We start from the raw sequence: 16,928 nt of genomic DNA, 5'->3' as shown, positions 1-16,928 counted from the left end.
TGTGGGAGCGCTCCCACTAAGCTTGCCGGAACAATCCGGCCTCGGAGGGGTCAGTGTCAAGATGTGAAGTCGATTTCGTTGCCGGAACGTGTCCGGACCGGACCGATGGTCACTTCTTGAACGGATCGGACGCCGCGGGGCGGGTACGGTGAACACAGCGTGGGAGCGCTCTCAAGAGATCCTGCTGTCCAGAGCGGGCCGGGCGCTAAGGTGGCGCGACAGTGGAGCACAGGAGGCGGAAGTGGCCATGAACGGGCGGCACAGCGGACGGCCCACCCTGGAAGAGGTGGCTGTACGCGCCGGGGTGGGACGCGGCACGGTCTCGCGCGTCATCAACGGGTCGCCGCGGGTCAGCGACCGCGCGAAGGCCGCGGTCGAGGCCGCCATCGCCGAACTGGGGTACGTGCCCAACCGCGCGGCCCGCGCGCTGGCCGGAAATCGCACCGACGCGATCGCTCTGGTCATCCCCGAGCCGGAGACGCGGCTCTTCGCCGAGCCGTACTTCTCCGACATCATCCGGGGGATCGGGGCGGAGCTGGCCGACACCGACATGCAGCTCCTGCTCACGCTGATCCGTACGCCCAAGGAGCGGGCCCGTTTCGGCCAGTACCTGGCCGCGCACCGCGTGGACGGCGTCCTGCTGGTCTCCGTCCACGAGGACGATCCGCTGCCCGACCTTCTCGAACAGCTCGACATGCCCGCCGTTCTGAACGGGCGGCGCAGTGACCTGGAATCCGTCTCGTACGTGGACGCCGACAACGTCGGCGGCGCGCGTGCCGCCGTCGCCCACCTCTTCGCCCGCGGGCGGCGGGCGGTCGCGACGATCACCGGGCCGCCGGACATGTACGTGGCCCGCTGTCGCCTCGACGGGTATCGGCAGGCCGTGGAGGCGGCGGGGATTTCCGCCGGGGGTTCCTCGGGGGGCTCCTCGGACTCGGAGCTCGTCGCCCGGGGCGACTTCACCGAGGAGGGCGGGCGGCGGGCCATGCGCGAGCTGCTCGCGCGGCGGCCGGACATCGACGCCGTTTTCGCCGCCTCCGACCTCATGGCGGCCGGCGCGCGGCAGGTGCTGCGCGAGTCGGGGCGGATTGTGCCGACCGATGTCGCGCTCGTCGGTTTCGAGGACTCGGCCATCGCGCGCCACATGGATCCGGCGCTCACCAGTGTTCGGCAGCCGACGGAGGAGATGGGGCGGACGATGGCGCGGGTGCTTCTGGAGGAGATCGCCGAGCGGGATTCGGTGCGACGCCATGTCGTTCTGGCCACTGAGCTCATTCAACGCGACTCTGTTTAGGGCTCGTTGTCTTGTCTTTGCCCGCCCGCCCACCCGTGCGGGTGCTTTGTCGTCTGCGGGTGCCGCTTGTGCCTGGTCGGTCCCGGTCCGGGGCACCTCCTCGAAATGCGGCTACCTGGCCTTTGCTTATTCGGCACCCTTCTTGTCACCGCATTTCTGCGGGGGCACCCCGGCCCGTCCCCTCCCGGTCCGTCGGCGTCCGACGGTCCGGTTGGGGTTGCCGGGGAGGGGGTTCTTTTCGGCGGGCCGCCCTGCGCCGGTGCCCCTCCCGGTGAGCCTGCGCCGGTGCCCCCTCCCGGTGAGTCGGAATGCTCGGGCCCTTCCGCCAAGAGCCCAACGAAGCCCCTGCCACCCCCCCCACTCCCCAGCACCCGCACCCCGCCCACCCCGGCTGGACGTTGGTGGCTCGGGTCCCGGGCTCCCACCCACCCCCTTGCGCCCACCCCGCCGGAGGGTTGGGCGTCGCAGGGCCCGCACCCCCTCCCACCCCTCCCTCCTCAGCCACAGCGGACAGGCGGACGCCGACGGGCGAGGAGGGGACGGTGCGGGGTGCCCCCGCAGGGGGACGAACGGAAAGGGGCTGGACGTTTTCGAAGTGGGTGCACGTTCGTCGCCCGAGGAGGTGCCCCGGGCCGGGACCGACCAGGCACAGGCGGCACCCGCAGACGAAGAAAGCACCCGCACGGGTGGGCGGGCGGGAAAGACAGGACGGAGGGAAGGACAGGACGTGAAGAAGCGGACGGCGGTTTACGGGGAAGTGGCGACAGAGCTGGCGCTGAGAAGTGACGCGGAACTGCGCGAGCTCGTGGAGAGGGGTGAACCCCTCGGAGAAGGCATCGGCGGACAGACCTCAAAGGTGCTCCTCGCGGGAACCCCCGTCTTCGTGAAGGAGATCCGCCTCACCGACCTCGAAAGGCGCCCGGAGAACACCCACTCGACGGCGAACGTCTTCGACCTCCCGGCGTTCTGCCACTACGGCATCGCCACCCCCGGCTTCGGCGCCTGGCGCGAACTGGCCGTCCATGCCATGACGACGAACTGGGTCCTGGCGGGAGAGCACGACGGCTTCCCCATGACGTATCACTGGCGGGTGCTGCCGAGCACGAGAAGGCCCCTGCCGAAGGAACTGGCCGATGTGGAGGCGGCGGTGGCGTACTGGGGCGGCAGCCCCGGAATGAGGCGCCGCATCGAGGGTGTGCGGGACGCGACGGCGAGCGCGGTGGTCTTCATGGAGTACATCCCGCAGAATTTGCAGAATTGGCTGCGGAACCGTCTCGCGGAGGCGGACGAGGAGACGACGGAACGCGTCTGCGAGTGGATCGAGCGCGAGCTGCTGGACGGCGCGGATTTCATGAACGACCGCGAACTGCTGCATTTCGACGCGCACTTCGAGAATATCCTGACCGACGGCCACCGCCTGTACTTCGCGGACTACGGCCTGGCGGTGTCGACCAGGTTCGAACTGTCCTCGGCGGAGGCCGAGTTCTACGAGCGGCACCGGACGTACGACCGCGATTACATCCGTACGCACTTGGTGCGCTGGCTGGAGCGCAATACGGGGAAGGTCCCGGCTCCGGTGCTGGCCCGGCACGGGCAGTTGGCCGAGGAGATGGGGGAGTGGCACAGGGCGTTGCGGACGGAGAGCCGGGAGACGCCGTATCCGGTTCAGTCGGCGGGCCGCCATCTGACGCGGTAGTCGACGCCGTCGGGGCGGTAGCGGGGGCCGGGGGTGGAGCGCCACTGGGCGGTCAGGACGCGCGGCTCGGCGGGGGTGTCGCGGTGGGGGAGGAGCAGCGCGGTGAGTTCGTCGTAACGGGCGTCGACGCCGCCCGTGCCGGGGTGGGTGTCGGGCTCGGCCGTACCGGCCTCGTAGCGGGCGTGCCAGGCCGCGAAGAGGGCCCACCGCTCGCGCTCCAGGGCGAGTTGGGCGGCGCCGACGGGCCACACGGCGTAGGTGTCCTCGTACACGAGCCGGAAGTAGTGCGGCTCCCCTTCGACCTCGGCGAGGCCGAAAATCGGGGCGTCGTATCGGTCCAATTCGGCAAAGACCCGCTCGAATCCCTCGCCGATCAGCTCCTGTTCATCCCAGATCTCGGCCATGAACGGAGGCTACGACCTCGGGCCGCCGAGGCGCGTACGTTTCTTGAACGCGGGCCCTCGTACGCGCTCTCAGAACGCGCTGCCGACGCCGTTCACCGCCGTCACAGGCGCCGCCACACCGGCACTCCCGGCGCGGCGCGGGAGGGCGACGACAGCACCACGTGGGGCGGGGACGGCTGCGTCCGGGACGTCGGGCAGCTCCAACTCCGGTACGGCGAGGTGGTGGTGAGGGTGCTCCCGGCGGTGGCCGGAGGACGCGGCGGGGCGGTCGCACCAGGCGATGAGGAGTTCTCCGTGGACGTCGGCGGCCTCCCGCACCCGGTCGCGTACGTACGCGTACAACTCGCCGAGCGTGATCAGCCCGTCGCGGACGCCGTCCGCCTCGCCCGTCCGCAGGCCGTGCGCCAGTGCGTGGGTGAGGCCCGCCGTGCACCGAATACGTTCGGGAACACGCTCCCGGAGACGTTTCGGGACCGCGTTCGCCGGGATCGGTTCAGGCCGCGTCCTCGGGCGCGGGCGGGCGGCAGGCGAGGATCTGGTCGACGCCCATGCGGTTCTCTCCGAAGGACAGGGCGCTGCCGATGAGGTAGAGCCGCCACACGCGGGCGGTCTCCTCGCCGACGAGGGCGACGAATTCGGCCCAGCGGTCCTCCAGCGTGCGGTGCCAGGCCAGGATGGTGCGGACGTAGTGCTCGCGCATCGCGGTGACGGACCGCACTTCGAGACCGGCCTGTTCGAGCAGGCCGACGGTCTCGCCGAGCGGGCGCATGTGCATGTCGGCGGCGATGTAGGTCTCGATGAAGGCGCCGCCGCCCGGCGCGTTCCGGCCGCGTGACATCTGCTGGACCATCACCCGGCCGCCCGGCCTGAGCCGGTCGTGCAGGGCCGCGGCGAAGGCCGGGTACTCGGCGTCGCCGACGTGCTCGCCCATCTCGATGGCGGCCACAGCGTCGTAGCCGCCGCCCCGGATGTCGCGGTAGTCGCGGCACTCCACGTCGACCAGGTCGCTGAGCCCGCGCGCCTTCACCTCCTGTCGTACGTACGCCGCTTGCTCGGCCGCGAGGGTGACGGCGGTGACGCGGGCGCCGTACCGCTCGGCGGCGTGCAGGGTCAACGAGCCCCAGCCGCAGCCGATGTCGAGCAGCCGGGCCTCGGGCCCGAGCCCCAACCGCGTGCAGATCAGGTCGAGTTTGTCGCGCTGCGCGTCGGCGGACGTGTAGTCGGGGGCGTCGCTGGTCCACCAACCGCAGGAGTACGCCATCGTCTCGTCGAGCAGCAGCGCGTAGAAGTCGTTCGACAGGTCGTAGTGGTGGTGGATCGCGGCCCGGTCGCGGTCCTTGCTGTGCAGGCGTCCGCTCAGCCGCGCCGGAGCCCCCGGCGGCGCGGGGCGCGGCCCGATCGCGCCGATCCGTACCGCCGCCGCCAGCGCGCGCGCCCGGTCGGCCGCCGACAGCCGGGCCGGCCGCAGCTTCTGCTGCCGGATGGCCGCCCACACCGTGCGCAGCGCCTCCCCGACATCGCCCTCGACGTCGATCTCCCCGGCCACGTACGCCTCCGCGAGGCCCAGCTCGCCGGGCTGCCAGACCAGCCGCCGCAGCGCCCGCCGCCGCCGTACGACCACCAGCGGTCCGTCGCCCGAGCCCAGCTCGCTCCCGTCCCACAGCCGCACCCGCAGCGGCGGTTCCCCGCCGAGCGCCTGGTCCAGGTGGGGGCGCAGCCGGTCGGCCGCGGTGGGTGTCACGGAGGGCATGGACGCGCTCGCTTTCCGCGGTGCCGGCCGGTGAGGCGGCGGCTCCGCTGTGCTGTTCCGGGCTGTGCCGGGCTGTTCCGGTCGGGGCTCTCACCCTGTATTCGGCGCGGTACGGCGTACGGATTGGCGCGGGTGCCGCCCGTCTGCCGGGGGCTGTCGCACGGCTGTCGTACGGATGTCGTACGGATGTCGCGCGGCGGCGTGCGGGCCTCGGCGGGATTGTCGTGCCCCTCGGATACGTTGCCGTCATGGCTGAATTCGTACTGGTCGCGGGGGCGTGGCTCGGCGCGTGGGCGTGGGACGAGGTGGTGCCCGAGCTGCGGGCGGCCGGGCACGGCGTCCATCCGCTGACGCTGTCGGGGCTCGCCGAGAAGCGAGGCGCCGCGCCGGACGCCGGGCAGCGGACGCATGTCGAGGACATCGTGGCCGAGGTGGAGCGGCTCGATTTGCGGGACGTGGTCCTGGTCGGACACAGCTACTCGGGGATTCCGGTCGGCCAGGCCGCCGGGCGGATCGGCGACCGGCTGGCCCGTATGGTCCTGGTCGACTCCGAAGTGCCGGTCGAGGGCGGGTCGTTCGCGTCCGGCTGGTGGGAGGGGCAGGCCAGATTCGAGGCGATCCTGGCCGAGGGGGACGGCGTCTGGCCGCCGCCCGCCGCCGGGGAGTTCGAGGGCCAGGGCCTGACCGACGAGCAGATCGCCCGGATCGTCGCGGGCGCGACCCCGCATCCGGCTGCCTCGCTCACCGAGCCCGCCGCGCTGTCCCGCCCGCTCGCCGACCTCCCGACGACGTATATCAAGTGCCTTCTGGACGGCCCGGAGCCGAACAGTGACGTGGCCGCGCTCCTGGACGGCAAGCGGTGGCGGCTGGTGGAGATGAACACCGGGCACTGGCCGATGTTCTCCGAGCCGCGCCAGCTCGCCGCGATCCTGGGGGCCGAGACCGCCCCCTGATCCCTGCCGGGCGCGCGTGGGCCTCGGGCCCGCGCGGGTGTCGGGCCCACTCGCTGCGGGTCCGTCCTACGCCTGCGGCACCATCACGTCCGCCGGGATACGGCGGCGGACGTCCGCGAGCAGATTCCGCATCGCCATGCGGAAGACCTCGGCCTGGTGCTCGCCGAGGAACGAGGTGTGCCCGAAGACCTCCAGGACCACCTGCCCGTGCAGGCGGCCCCACGCCTCCATGAGGAGAGCGACCGCCGGCGGGGGCAGCTCTCCCGGGCCCTCCGGCGGCAGCCGGTCCAGGTGCGCCAGGAGCCGGGGCGAGAGCGCGGGGACGTCGGCCGCCGCGAGCTGCGCGGTGCTGAAGCCGTCGAACAGTTCGCGCTGGAAGAGCACGCTCATCCGGCGGTTGGCCTGGGTGGTGATGCCGTCGTGCGGGGCCGCGTACCCCCGCAGCGGTGTCCCGTAGAGGAGTTGGTACCGCTCGGGGTGGGCGATGGCCCAATGGCGGTAGCCCTCGGCCGCGACCACCAGGCGCGGCAGATCCGGCCAGTCCGCCGCCGCTCGGTCGAGCGCGGCACGTACGGCGGCGGTCAGGTCGTCGTACGCCTTGGTGACGAGCACGGTGACGAGGGCGTCCCGGCTCGGGAAGTAGTGGTAGAGCGCCTGGACGGTCATGCCCAGGCCGCGGGCTATCGCGCGCATCGACAGGCCCTCGGGGCCGTTCTCCCCGATCAGGTGCTCGGCGGCGTCCAGGATCTCCTGCGTCGCCGCCGCGCGCCGCCGTTCACGCAGAGAGGGCGGGGAGGGCGGGGAGGGCGGGGACGACGGTGGCGGCGGCGTTGCTGGTGTCGGCGGTATTCGCGGTGCCGACGGTGTCGTCCGTGGTGTCGGCGGTGGTGTCGGCTTGGAGACGTCCGGTGGCGCTGGCGGGTGTTCCTCGGCGGGCATGCGCCCACCCTACGACGGCTTCCTTGGCGTGTATCCGGAATTTGAACACTGTCAGGTAAATCTCGCACTGCCAAAGTCTGTTGTGTGCTGTCTACGTTCGTCACGGCGACGTCACTCCCGTCGCATCCGCCGCACGGCGCGACTCCGCGGGCCCCGCACACCCGCGACTGCGCCGGTACGCGCGTCCAGAAGGCCCGCAAGTCCGCAGAGGAGATCTCGCGTGTTCGAACGCATAGCCGAACTGGCGATCCGCCGGTCCCGGCTGGTACTCATCGTCGCCATCGTGGCGACGGCCGTCATGGGTGCCGTGGGTGCTGGCGCCTTCACCAAGCTACTGGGCGGCGGCTTCGACGATCCAGCTTCCCAGTCCACCCGGGCACGCGACCTCATCGACAAGAGATTCGGCGGCGAGACGAATCTGGTGCTGCTCGTCCGCACCGCGGACGGCCGTATCGCCGACGGCCGCGTGGACGCCCCGGCGGCCGAGCGGAACGGGCGGGCCCTGGTCGCCGAGCTGAAGAGCGAGAAGACGCTGGCGAACGTCGTCTCGTACTGGGACACGCGGAGCACCGAACTGCGGTCCAAGGACGGCCGCGAGGCCATGGTGCTCGCCCACGTCAAGGGCGACCCGACGCAGCAGCAGAAGAACGCCGAGAAGCTTCTCGACCACTTCGGCGGTACGTACAAGGACGCGCTCACGGTCCGGGCCGGCGGTGTGGCCGCCGTCGGCAACGACATGTCGACGCAGGTCGTCAAGGACCTCGAACTGGCCGAGCTGATCGCGATCCCGCTGACCCTCGTCCTGCTGCTGTTCGTCTTCGGCAGCGCGGTGGCCGCCCTGCTGCCGCTGGCCATCGCGGTCATCGCCATCCTCGGCTCGTTCGCCGAGCTGTCCCTGCTCGCGGACGTCACCAGCGTCTCGAACACGGCGACCAATCTCACCACGGCCCTCGGCCTCGGACTGGGCATCGACTACGGCCTGTTGATGATCAGCCGGTTCAGGGAGCAGCTCGCGACGGGCGCGAGCGTGGACGACGCCGTCCGCCGGACCGTCCACACCGCGGGCCGCACCGTCGCGTTCTCCGCGGCGACCGTGGCCGCCGCGCTCGCCGCGCTCCTGGTCTTCCCGCAGTACTTCCTGCGCTCGTTCGGCTTCGCGGGCGTCGGGGTCGTCGCCATCGCGGCCGTCAGCGCGCTGTTCGTCATGCCGCCGCTGCTCGTCGTCCTGGGACACCGGGTCAACAGCGGGCGGATGCCCTGGATGAAGGCCGCGAGCGCCGCGAACGACACGAAGGCCGTCAATTCCGCGAGCGCCGCGAAGGCCGTGAGTTCCGCGAGCGACACGAGGGCCGTGAATTCCGCGAGCGCCGTGAATTCCGCCAGCTCCACGGATTCCGCCGACTCCACCGCCCGCGTCTCCGTGTGGGCGCGGCTGGCCCGTACCTCCATGCGGCGGCCCGCGCTCACCGCGCTGCCCGTGCTCGTGGTCCTGCTGGCGGCGGCGAGCCCCCTGCTGGGCATCGTCTTCGGCACCCCGGACGAGCGCGTGCTGCCCAAGGACGCCGAGAGCCGCCAGGTCTCCGCGACGCTCAGGAGCGACTTCACCGGCAGCGACGACTCCGCCCTCCAGATCGTCTTCGGCCAGGCCGTGGACAAGGGCCCCCTGGGGTCGTACGCGCAGCGGCTGTCGCAGCTCAAGGGTGTCGTACGGGTCGAGACCAGCACCGGGACCTACGCCGACGGGCAGGCTTCCGCCGCCGGGCCGGGCAGCGCCAACCTCGGCCGCCCCGACGGGCAGCGGATCAGCGTGACCAGCTCCCTGACGCCGAGGTCGGACGCGGCCCAGGACCTGGTCGGCGCGGTACGGGACCTCGCGCCGCCCGCCGGAACGCACCCGCTGGTCGGCGGCACCGACGCCGAACTGGTCGACACCCGGCACTCCATCGGCGGCCAACTCCCGCTCGCCATCGGCCTGGTCGTCCTCACCACCTTCATCCTGCTCTTCCTGTTCACCGGCAGCGTCGTGCAGCCGCTGCGCGCCCTGCTGCTCAACGCGATCACCCTGGTGGCGACCCTCGGCGTCATGACGTGGATCTTCCAGGACGGCCATCTCTCCTCCCTGCTCGGCTTCACCGCGCAGCCGATGGAGATGTCGATGACCGTGCTGATGTTCTGCATCGTCTTCGGACTCTCGATGGACTACGAGGTCTTCGTCACCAGCCGGATCAAGGAACTCCACGACCAGGGCGAGGACACCGAGTCGGCCGTCGTCAACGGCCTCGGGCACACCGGGCGCATCGTCACCGCGGCGGCCTGCCTGCTGGCCGTGAGCTTCTTCGCCTTCGGCACGGCCAAGCTCAGCTTCATGCAGATGTTCGGCCTCGGCAGCGGACTGGCCATCCTCATCGACGCCGTGGCCATCCGCGGTGTCCTCGTCCCCGCCGCGATGCGCCTGCTCGGCGGATCGGCCTGGTACGCGCCGGGCTTCCTGCGCAGATTCCACGACCGCTTCGGGCTCAGCGAGGGCGAGCCGGCCTCCGGTCCCGACCTGGACCGCGAGCCGGTCGCCTCGCAGAGGTGATCGAGCGGGCCCCGCGGCCCCGATGCCTGTGACGGCCTCCGCCCTCCCCGGGCGGGGGCCGTGGCGCGTGCCCGGCCCCGTCCGCCGCCGCCCCCCACCCGGCGGATCTGTGTGCGATGCCTTGACGCCCCCGCCGTTCCGCCCGACACTCCATTCGCACGCAGCTCTGAGAGCGCTCTCAAGATTTCCGACATGTCATGCGCGCATCAGGCATATCGAGTACGGCATCACGGGCGGCGGGTCGCGCACGAGCAGGACGGACCACGCGCCACGCACCACGCACCACGGCTCACGCTCAGCGCCCCGCCCCCACGGCAGCTGTCCCCCCACGACCGAAAGGCAGCACCTGCCCATGACGACATCCCCTCCATCGGCCGCCCGCCGCCTCGTCAGCGGACGTCCCACGGCCGTGCTCAGCGCCCTGCTCCTCCTCGTGACCGGCATCACCGGCCTTGTGCTGTCCGGCGGTTCGGCGTCGGCGGCCGTTCCCGGACCCGCGGCGGGCTGGACGACCGTGTTCAGCGACGACTTCAACGGGGCGGCGGGCAGCGGCCTCAACCGGTCCAACTGGCTCTACGACATCGGCACGAGCTACCCCGGCGGCGCGGGCAACTGGGGCACCGGCGAGATCGAGACCTCCACCGACTCGACGCAGAACGTCTACCAGGACGGCTCCGGCCACATGGTGATCAAGCCGGTCAAGGACGCCTCGGGGCACTGGACTTCGGGCCGCGTGGAGACCCAGCGCACGGACTTCGCGGCCCCCGCGGGCGGTCAGCTCGAAATCAGCGCCTCGATCCAGCAGCCCAACCCCCAGAGCGGGCTCGGCTATTGGCCCGCCTTCTGGGCGATGGGCGCCGCCGCCCGCCCGGTCAGCGCCACCAACTGGCCCAGCATCGGCGAGATCGACATCATGGAGGACGTCAACGCCCTCAGTAAGCACTCCACCACCTTCCACTGCGGGCAGTGGGCGGGCGAGTGCCACGACCCCGACGGCATCACCAGCGACCTCCAGCCGTGCGCCGGTTGCCAGACCGGCTTCCACAAGTACTCGGCCGTCATCGACCGCACCAACACCTCCGCCGAGCAGCTCCGCTTCTACCTCGACGGCAATCTGACCTACACCGTCAACGAGAACCAGGTCTCCGTCGCCACCTGGCAGGCCGCCGTCGACCACGGCTTCTTCGCCATCTTCGACGTCGCCATCGGCGGCTCGTACCCCAACAAGGTCTGCGGCTGCACCTCCCCGTCCGCCGACATCAGCTCCGGCGCGGGCATGAGCGTCGACTGGTTCGCCGTGTACCAGACGACCGGCGGCAGCAGCGGCACGGTCGGCGGCACGAACAACGGCGGTACGTCGTCCGGTACGAGCACGGGTACGAGCTCCGGTACGAGTTCCGGCACCAGCTCCGGTTCGAGCGCGGGCAGCACGGGCGGCAGCACCACCACGCCCGACTACACCGCCGGTGTCACCTCCACCAGTTCCACGCAGGCCCGCATCTCCTTCACCCCGACCACCCCGGCCGCCTACGTCGACGTCCACTACCTCGTCAACGGCGCGGGTCAGCAGAATTTCCGCATGACCAACTCCTCCGGCACCTGGACCCAGACCGTCAACGGCCTCTCCACCGGCAGCGTTCTCACGTACTGGTTCACGTACGAGAAGAACGGCCCCCAGTACGACTCCCCGCACTACACGTTCACCCAGGGGTCCTGACCCTCGGCCCGCGTGCCTGCTTCGGCTGTGCCTGCTTCGGCGGGGCCGCCCGGACACCGTGTCCGCGCGGCCCCGCCGGCGTTCGCGGGCGAGGTGCGCCAGGCGAATATGCCAGGTCAAGGAGTGGTTGACGCGCATAGACAAGGTCGGGCAGTCTCATGAGTCCGTGAACCCCCCATGGGAGGCGTGATGTTGAGACGGTACGTCCGTGCATTACTCGCTATTGTCATGTTTGCGTCAGCTATCCTCGTCGGAACCGCCGTGACGGCGGGCAGCGCCCATGCGGCCGGCTGCTACTCCTGGGGCCGCACCCTCAGCCAGGGCGCGAGCGGTGAGGACGTCCGCCAGCTCCAGATCCGGATCGCCGGATACCCCGGCTACGGCGCGGTGCTGGCGACCGACGGCCAGTTCGGGCCGGCGACCAAGTCCGCCGTCGTGCGTTTCCAGCAGGCGTACGGCCTCACGGCGGACGGCATCGCCGGGCCGCAGACCTTCGCGAAGATCGGCGCGCTCCAGGACACCGACTGCACCCCGATCCACTTCACCTTCGGCGAGATGAACCGCTGCAACACCACCTGGGCGGGCGGCGCGGTCAGTGCGGCCACCGCCCGTGACAACGCCCTGCGGCTCATGTGGAAGCTGGAGGCGCTGCGCCACGCGCTGGGCGACCAGCCGCTCAACACGAGCAGCGGCTTCCGCTCAGCCTCGTGCAACAGCGCCGTCGGCGGGGCCGCGAACAGCAACCACATGTACGGCCGTGCCGTCGACCTGATCGGCTCGCCGAGCTACTGCCGCATCGTGCAGGAGGCCCGCTACCACGGCTTCAACGAGATCCTCGGCCCCGGCTACCCGGGCCACAGCACCCACGCCCACCTCGGCGACCAGAGCTCCCGCTACTGGAGCGCCTCCTCCTGCGGAATCTGACCCCCGCGCCCCGTGGCCGACGCTCCCCCTCCGCCTCGGCCACGGGGTTCCGCCCCGCCCGGATCCGGCGGCGGCGTTCCGGGCCGAGCAGGAGCGCGAACTCTCCGAGGACGACCACGGGTTCGGGACCATGACGAGGAGGGGCCGTTCATGCGCCCCTTGACCGACGCGGAGGTCCGCGCCTGGTGCCCCGGCGGCCGTCCCACCGAGGCCGAGTGGACCGCCGCGGTGTCGGACCGCGGCGACCTCTACCCCGACCGCGCGGCGGGCAACTGCACCGTCCTCTACCACGCCGACGGCCGGCCGGTCTCGATCGGCTACTGGGGCGTCACGGCGGACTGACCGCGGCGGGGCGGGGGCCGGGCCGGGGCAGGCTCGGGCAGGACGGCTTCATCCGGGCAGGACGGCCTATCGGGGCCTCCGGACGGAGAACTCGTTGCCGTCGGGGTCGAGGAGCAGGACGTGGGCTCCGCCGTCGGTCTCCGCGGCCTCGGGGCGCGTGGCGCCCAGGGCGAGGAGGCGGTCGACCTCGGCGGAGCGGTCGGCGCCGGCGGGGAGGGCCAGTTCGAAGGAGAGGCGGTTGGTGCCGGTCTTGGGGGCGACGGGCGGCCCGCCCCAGGTGATCTTCGTACCGCCCTCGGGGGACTGGATCGCGGTCTCCTCGTCCTGGTCCCAGACCAGGGGCCACCGCAGGGCCTCGCTCCAGAAGCAGCCGACCTCGCGGGTGCCGTCGCAGGCCAGGGCGCCGATGACGCCGGTGTCGGCGAGGAATGTGTTGCCGGGCTCGATGACGCAGAATTCGTTGCCGTCAGGATCGGCGAGCACGATGTGCCCCTCTTCGGGGAGTTGGCCGATGTCGATGTGCTGTCCGCCCAGTTCCAGCGCCCTGGCCACCGTCTGCCGCTGGTCCTCGGCGGAGGCGCTCGTCAGGTCGAAGTGCGCTTGATTCTGGCGGGACTTGGGCTCCTGGCTCGGCAGGAAGCGGATACGGAAGCCGCCGGTCGCCCCGTCCGCGGCGGGCGGCACGATCGCGACACCGCCCTGCGCGTCCTCGTCCTCACCGGGGATCACCTCCCAGCCCAGCACCCCGGACCAGAACCTCGCCAGCCCCGTCGGCCGCGTCGCGTTGAAACAGATCGCGAACAGTTCACTGCTCATACCCCGTACCTCTCCGATCCCTCGACGTCCGAGCCGCACCCTAGACACGCCCGTCCGGCCCCCGCACCTAAGTTTCCGCCCCGGGCGGCGACGCCGCGCCCCGGCCCGAAGGACCCCCTCCGGCCCACCGGCGGGTCAGGAACTCAGGTGCTCGTGCAGCATCTTCCACGCCCCGTCCCGCTTCACGATCACGTTCGTGCCCCGCCCCTCCCCTGACCGGGGCTGCACCACGCGTGCGATGTCGTGGCTGTTGTTGGCCTGCTCATACCGCGCCATGAACGCCGTGAGCTCGGCTGCGGGATGCGACACGCGCCGGGCTCAGGCGCTCGGGTGGGCGGTGGCAGCGGTGTCGGCGGCGGTGTGCGCGTCGGCGTCGGCCTCGGCGTCGGCGTCGGCGTCGGCGAGGAGGATCGCGGCGACGGCGTCCGGGGCCTCGTGCATGGCGTCGTGGCCGGTCGGGAGGTCGTGCACCCGCCAGGCGGGGTCGGCCTGGAGGCGGGCGCGGAGGCCGGCGAAGGGTGTCCGGTTCTCCCAGCCCGAGCAGTAGACGAACTCGCGGCGGGGGACGCGGGCGACCGCGCCGGTCAGCCGGACCGTCTGGAGGAAGGCGGCGAGGGGATGGGGGCGGCGGCGGGGATCGCCGCCGTCCGGCGGCCGGACGGAGTAGCCGGTGGCCGCGGCACCGGCGGCGAACACCTCCCGGAAGTGGTCGTTCGTCGACGACCAGCACGAATCACCGTCACGCGGTACGTAGGCGTCGAGGTGCACCAGCCGGGAGATCCGGCCCTCCGCGCGGTCGGCCGCGGCGGCGACCACCATCCCGGCGTAGCTGTGGCCGACCAGCGTCGCGCCGGTGACGCTGTGGCGGTCCAGGCACCGCAGCACGTCGTCGGCGTGCGTGTCGAGACCGGCGGTCGCGACCGTCGCGCTGTCGTCGTCCGGCCGCAGACCGGTCAGGGTCAGGGCGTGCACGGTGTGCCCGGCGCGCTCCAGCAGCGGGACCACCGCCTCGAACGACCAGGAGCCCTTCCACGCGCCGGGTACGAGGACGAACGTCGCCATGTGCTTCTCCTTCTCCGGGTGACACGCGGCCCGGTCGGGCGCTCGCCGCGCCGCGGGACCGCTGCGTACAGAGCCAGTCTCACGGGGGCAGGCGGTGGCGTGGTACCGCTACGATGCCAAGTCATGCCCGTTTGCCGCCAACCTCGCCCGGCCGCCGGTGTGACGTCCCATGTGTGGCCGTCCGGCGGGCGCCACCTCTGGCCGTCCGGCGAGGAGAGCGAGGCGCGGTCGCACCCGCGCGGGCACCTGGTGTACGCGGCCAGCGGCGTCCTGGCGGTCCACACCGAGCGCGGCACCTCGATCGTGCCCGCCGACCGAGTCGCCTGGACCCCGGCGGGGTTCACGCACCACCACCGCGCCCACGGCGTCACCGACATGCGGATCGTCTTCCTCACGCCGTCCCTCGCCCGGCTCCTGCCCGGCCACCCCGCCGTGTTCCTCGCCTCCGGCCTCGCCCGCGAGGTCCTGCTCGCCCTGACCGGACCCCGCGCGCACGACGCCGACGTGCCCGCGCACAGCCCCGCCGCGCGCGCCCGCCTCCTGCGCGTCCTCGTCGACGACCTCCAGGAAGCGCACGAACAGCCCCTGCACCTGCCGCAGCCCGCGGACGACCGGCTGCGAGCCGTCGCCCGGATCCTCTACGAGAACCCGGCGGACAACTCCACGCTGGCCGAACTCGGCAGGACGATCGGCGCCAGCCCCCGCACCCTCAGCCGGCTCTTCCACGACGAACTCGCCATGACCTTCTACGAGTGGCGCACCCAACTGCGCATCCACCACGCCCTCGTACTCCTCGCCGACGGCCACGACACCCTCCGCACCGCCGCCGCCTGCGGATGGGCCAACCCCAGTGGCTTCATCGCCGCCTTCACCGCCGTCCTCGGCACCACCCCCGGCCGCTACCGGACCAACCGCCCCGCCCCCAGGCCGCCTTCGGCGTCGTGAAGCGGAGACTCGTCATCGCGACCAAGCTCGTCGCCACGGCTCGATTCCGGCCCCGGCTCGTCACTCAGGCCCGGCGTCGCGCCCACGGCGGCATCGCCGTGGCCCCCGCTGTCGCGCCTGCGGCTGTCAGGGCTTGATGACGACGGAGCGCACGATCTTGTCGGCGAAGGTCTGCCGCTTTTCGTCCCACAGCGGCCACAGATAGCCGAGCCCGCAGCAGACGGCGTCGAGGATGTGCAGGAGCCAGCGGCCGAAGGCCCTCCCGACGCCGAGGACTTGCCCGTCGGCCTCGCGTAGGAGGTGGATGCCGACCACCTTCTTTCCGGGGGTCTGCCCGGTGGTGCCCGCCACGTAGCTCAGGCCGATGGCAATCAGGAGGACGAGAAGCGCGCCCCACTGGGCGGCTGCCGGCGTGCTGCCCAGCGCGTACCAGACGATGCGTTCGGGCACGTACATGATGATGCCGTCGATCAGTGCCGCCGCTACCCGTCGGCCCCACGACGCCAGTGGCGGCATCGCGCCCACCGGCACCTGCCCGTACACAGTCTGATCCGTAGGCCCCCCACGGGGATATTCCGGCAACTCATTTCCCGAGCCCGGTTGTTGCGGCGCAAGCACCCCGTCCACATCCGTTCCGCCGCTACTTCCACCGCCAGGCTGAGACGCCCCTCTGTCATCCACGGAGTGGAGTAAAGCAGATCATGCCCACGAGCGATCACCCCCTCCGCATGGAAGGACTCCCTCCGGATATGCCCGTGGTCTCCATCGTCCGCCCACCCGCCAGAAGACCCCTTTATGCACCCTTGACCTGAGCATGTACATCACATGTAAGATCTGCGAACTTGTGGGAACTCTGTGGCTCTGGGTGGGGACTTTGGGGCTGGGGTGGGGAGAGCTCTGTGCTGAGCAGACATGCGCGCAGGTCGTTGATTGCTGCCGTGGCGGCGGTAATGGTGACGGGCGGCCTCGCGCCCTTGGGTGCGGGCGGGCAGGCGTTCGCCGCTCCTCCTTCGCAGACGGCGGAGAAGTCCCCGCAGGGAAAGGCCGCTTCGGCCCTCACCGAGGACGCCGCGACCGACGCGGGCACCCGCTTCCCGGTGTTCAGATGAGTAATTGGACTCCGGTGGTGTACCGAGGGGACGGGGCATGGATTGGGATCATGCCTGACGGCCGTATTGGGGTCGGGGTGGATTCGGAAGGGCGAGCTGCGCTTGTGAGCTCCGGTTTCGTTCCCATGTGGCCCTACCTGGAGCGTGATCTGCCCGAATCCCTGGCTGAATATGCCCGCTCGTGGGAGCAGCTCAGTCGGGGCGGCGTATCGACTCCCGAGAGGCTAATTGAGCTGACGGTCGAGTCGGCGTGGAGGTCTGGCCGTTCGTATTGGATGCAACTGGCTGCTCCGTGGGTCATTGAGCTTCTTCAGCGTTGCCGCTCCAGGGTGAGGACGGCCTTGGCGATTGACGTCATGCGGTTGGGGCTGCACCGAGATCTGCGGAAGATCCGCC

The 16,928-nt window shown here is 71.4% G+C and carries 17 protein-coding genes and 1 pseudogene; 9 read left to right on the top strand and 9 right to left on the bottom strand.

The genetic code is table 11. The features are described from left to right. Positions 1-247: 247 nt before the first annotated feature. Together ACIOC1_RS28575 and ACIOC1_RS28570 are read left to right on the top strand one after the other, a co-directional pair. Entirely contained in the window at positions 248-1,294 is a 1,047-nt protein-coding gene (locus tag ACIOC1_RS28575) for a LacI family DNA-binding transcriptional regulator (RefSeq protein ID WP_401715871.1), read from the top strand. A 727-nt stretch (positions 1,295-2,021) separates the two neighbouring features. Next, positions 2,022-2,990 (top strand): protein kinase family protein, encoded by a 969-nt coding sequence (locus tag ACIOC1_RS28570; RefSeq protein WP_401856814.1) that lies wholly within the window; start codon positions 2,022-2,024, stop codon positions 2,988-2,990. Here the strand turns inward: ACIOC1_RS28570 and ACIOC1_RS28565 are convergent. From ACIOC1_RS28565 to ACIOC1_RS28555, 3 genes are all read right to left on the bottom strand, one after another. After that, a complete protein-coding gene (locus tag ACIOC1_RS28565; protein WP_355336948.1) occupies positions 2,960-3,394 on the bottom strand; it encodes a hypothetical protein in 435 nt (144 codons plus the stop codon). The genes ACIOC1_RS28570 and ACIOC1_RS28565 overlap by 31 nt on opposite strands. A gap of 69 nt (positions 3,395-3,463) precedes the next feature. Beyond that, on the bottom strand, positions 3,464-3,736 hold the full coding sequence (locus ACIOC1_RS28560) for a hypothetical protein (RefSeq protein WP_401856812.1): 273 nt from the start codon (positions 3,734-3,736) through the stop codon (positions 3,464-3,466). Positions 3,737-3,887: 151 nt separating this feature from the next. Further along, complete coding sequence (locus ACIOC1_RS28555; RefSeq protein WP_401856810.1) at positions 3,888-5,144, bottom strand: class I SAM-dependent methyltransferase; 1,257 nt, start codon at positions 5,142-5,144, stop codon at positions 3,888-3,890. A 248-nt stretch (positions 5,145-5,392) separates the two neighbouring features. Between ACIOC1_RS28555 and ACIOC1_RS28550 the strand changes: the two genes are divergently transcribed. Further along, complete coding sequence (locus ACIOC1_RS28550; RefSeq protein ID WP_401856808.1) at positions 5,393-6,097, top strand: alpha/beta fold hydrolase; 705 nt, start codon at positions 5,393-5,395, stop codon at positions 6,095-6,097. A 66-nt stretch (positions 6,098-6,163) separates the two neighbouring features. Here ACIOC1_RS28550 and ACIOC1_RS28545 read toward each other — a convergent pair whose 3' ends face one another. After that, positions 6,164-7,036, bottom strand: coding sequence for a TetR/AcrR family transcriptional regulator (locus ACIOC1_RS28545; protein ID WP_401856806.1), 873 nt, complete (start codon positions 7,034-7,036; stop codon positions 6,164-6,166). Between the two features lie 220 nt (positions 7,037-7,256). Here ACIOC1_RS28545 and ACIOC1_RS28540 point away from each other — a divergent pair, with 220 nt between their 5' ends. From ACIOC1_RS28540 to ACIOC1_RS28525, 4 genes are all read left to right on the top strand, one after another. Next, on the top strand, positions 7,257-9,617 hold the full coding sequence (locus ACIOC1_RS28540) for an MMPL family transporter (protein ID WP_401856804.1): 2,361 nt from the start codon (positions 7,257-7,259) through the stop codon (positions 9,615-9,617). A gap of 352 nt (positions 9,618-9,969) precedes the next feature. Beyond that, positions 9,970-11,334 (top strand): glycoside hydrolase family 16 protein, encoded by a 1,365-nt coding sequence (locus ACIOC1_RS28535; protein WP_401856802.1) that lies wholly within the window; start codon positions 9,970-9,972, stop codon positions 11,332-11,334. Between the two features lie 189 nt (positions 11,335-11,523). Continuing rightward, positions 11,524-12,258, top strand: a complete 735-nt coding sequence (locus ACIOC1_RS28530; protein WP_391160552.1) for a D-Ala-D-Ala carboxypeptidase family metallohydrolase — start codon at positions 11,524-11,526, stop codon at positions 12,256-12,258. A gap of 150 nt (positions 12,259-12,408) precedes the next feature. Next, positions 12,409-12,600, top strand: coding sequence for a hypothetical protein (locus ACIOC1_RS28525; protein ID WP_401856800.1), 192 nt, complete (start codon positions 12,409-12,411; stop codon positions 12,598-12,600). A 66-nt stretch (positions 12,601-12,666) separates the two neighbouring features. Here ACIOC1_RS28525 and ACIOC1_RS28520 read toward each other — a convergent pair whose 3' ends face one another. From ACIOC1_RS28520 to ACIOC1_RS28510, 3 genes are all read right to left on the bottom strand, one after another. Next, complete coding sequence (locus tag ACIOC1_RS28520) at positions 12,667-13,416, bottom strand: VOC family protein (RefSeq protein ID WP_401856798.1); 750 nt, start codon at positions 13,414-13,416, stop codon at positions 12,667-12,669. Positions 13,417-13,551: 135 nt separating this feature from the next. Next, a complete protein-coding gene (locus tag ACIOC1_RS28515; RefSeq protein ID WP_401715692.1) occupies positions 13,552-13,725 on the bottom strand; it encodes a nuclear transport factor 2 family protein in 174 nt (57 codons plus the stop codon). A gap of 9 nt (positions 13,726-13,734) precedes the next feature. Further along, on the bottom strand, positions 13,735-14,478 hold the full coding sequence (locus ACIOC1_RS28510; RefSeq protein ID WP_391160546.1) for an alpha/beta fold hydrolase: 744 nt from the start codon (positions 14,476-14,478) through the stop codon (positions 13,735-13,737). 123 nt (positions 14,479-14,601) lie between these two features. Between ACIOC1_RS28510 and ACIOC1_RS28505 the strand changes: the two genes are divergently transcribed. After that, the gene (locus tag ACIOC1_RS28505) at positions 14,602-15,423 is read left to right on the top strand and encodes an AraC family transcriptional regulator (protein ID WP_401856795.1); all 822 of its coding nucleotides are present in this window, start codon (positions 14,602-14,604) and stop codon (positions 15,421-15,423) included. Positions 15,424-15,549: 126 nt separating this feature from the next. Here the strand turns inward: ACIOC1_RS28505 and ACIOC1_RS28500 are convergent, their stop codons facing one another. Beyond that, the gene (locus ACIOC1_RS28500) at positions 15,550-15,966 is read right to left on the bottom strand and encodes an RDD family protein (protein WP_401856793.1); all 417 of its coding nucleotides are present in this window, start codon (positions 15,964-15,966) and stop codon (positions 15,550-15,552) included. A gap of 395 nt (positions 15,967-16,361) precedes the next feature. Between ACIOC1_RS28500 and ACIOC1_RS28495 the strand changes: the two genes are divergently transcribed. Next, positions 16,362-16,532 carry a hypothetical protein gene (locus ACIOC1_RS28495; protein WP_401856791.1) on the top strand — a complete coding sequence of 57 codons (171 nt, stop codon included), beginning with the start codon at positions 16,362-16,364 and terminating at the stop codon, positions 16,530-16,532. Positions 16,533-16,842: 310 nt separating this feature from the next. On the opposite strand, the pseudogene ACIOC1_RS28490 reads toward ACIOC1_RS28495, so the two are convergent. Then, positions 16,843-16,928: pseudogene (locus ACIOC1_RS28490) on the bottom strand (IS5/IS1182 family transposase); the annotation flags it as partial.

This window comes from Streptomyces sp. NPDC088197 (assembly GCF_044741185.1).
Lineage (GTDB): Bacteria > Actinomycetota > Actinomycetes > Streptomycetales > Streptomycetaceae > Actinacidiphila.
The sequence above is the reverse complement of the archived record's forward strand: the minus strand, read 5'-3'. Positions and strand labels throughout refer to the sequence as shown.

What these genes read in the sequence shown, in the direction of transcription:
- ACIOC1_RS28550 (WP_401856808.1), top strand. Translation starts at nt 5,393, where the DNA reads ATGGCTGAATTCGTACTGGTCGCGGGGGCGTGGCTCGGCGCGTGGGCG.
- ACIOC1_RS28505 (WP_401856795.1), top strand. Translation starts at nt 14,602, where the DNA reads ATGCCCGTTTGCCGCCAACCTCGCCCGGCCGCCGGTGTGACGTCCCAT.
- ACIOC1_RS28535 (WP_401856802.1), top strand. Translation starts at nt 9,970, where the DNA reads ATGACGACATCCCCTCCATCGGCCGCCCGCCGCCTCGTCAGCGGACGT.
- ACIOC1_RS28530 (WP_391160552.1), top strand. Translation starts at nt 11,524, where the DNA reads ATGTTGAGACGGTACGTCCGTGCATTACTCGCTATTGTCATGTTTGCG.
- ACIOC1_RS28565 (WP_355336948.1), bottom strand. Translation starts at nt 3,394, where the DNA reads ATGGCCGAGATCTGGGATGAACAGGAGCTGATCGGCGAGGGATTCGAG.
- ACIOC1_RS28525 (WP_401856800.1), top strand. Translation starts at nt 12,409, where the DNA reads ATGCGCCCCTTGACCGACGCGGAGGTCCGCGCCTGGTGCCCCGGCGGC.
- ACIOC1_RS28555 (WP_401856810.1), bottom strand. Translation starts at nt 5,144, where the DNA reads ATGCCCTCCGTGACACCCACCGCGGCCGACCGGCTGCGCCCCCACCTG.
- ACIOC1_RS28545 (WP_401856806.1), bottom strand. Translation starts at nt 7,036, where the DNA reads ATGCCCGCCGAGGAACACCCGCCAGCGCCACCGGACGTCTCCAAGCCG.
- ACIOC1_RS28510 (WP_391160546.1), bottom strand. Translation starts at nt 14,478, where the DNA reads ATGGCGACGTTCGTCCTCGTACCCGGCGCGTGGAAGGGCTCCTGGTCG.
- ACIOC1_RS28575 (WP_401715871.1), top strand. Translation starts at nt 248, where the DNA reads ATGAACGGGCGGCACAGCGGACGGCCCACCCTGGAAGAGGTGGCTGTA.
- ACIOC1_RS28520 (WP_401856798.1), bottom strand. Translation starts at nt 13,416, where the DNA reads ATGAGCAGTGAACTGTTCGCGATCTGTTTCAACGCGACGCGGCCGACG.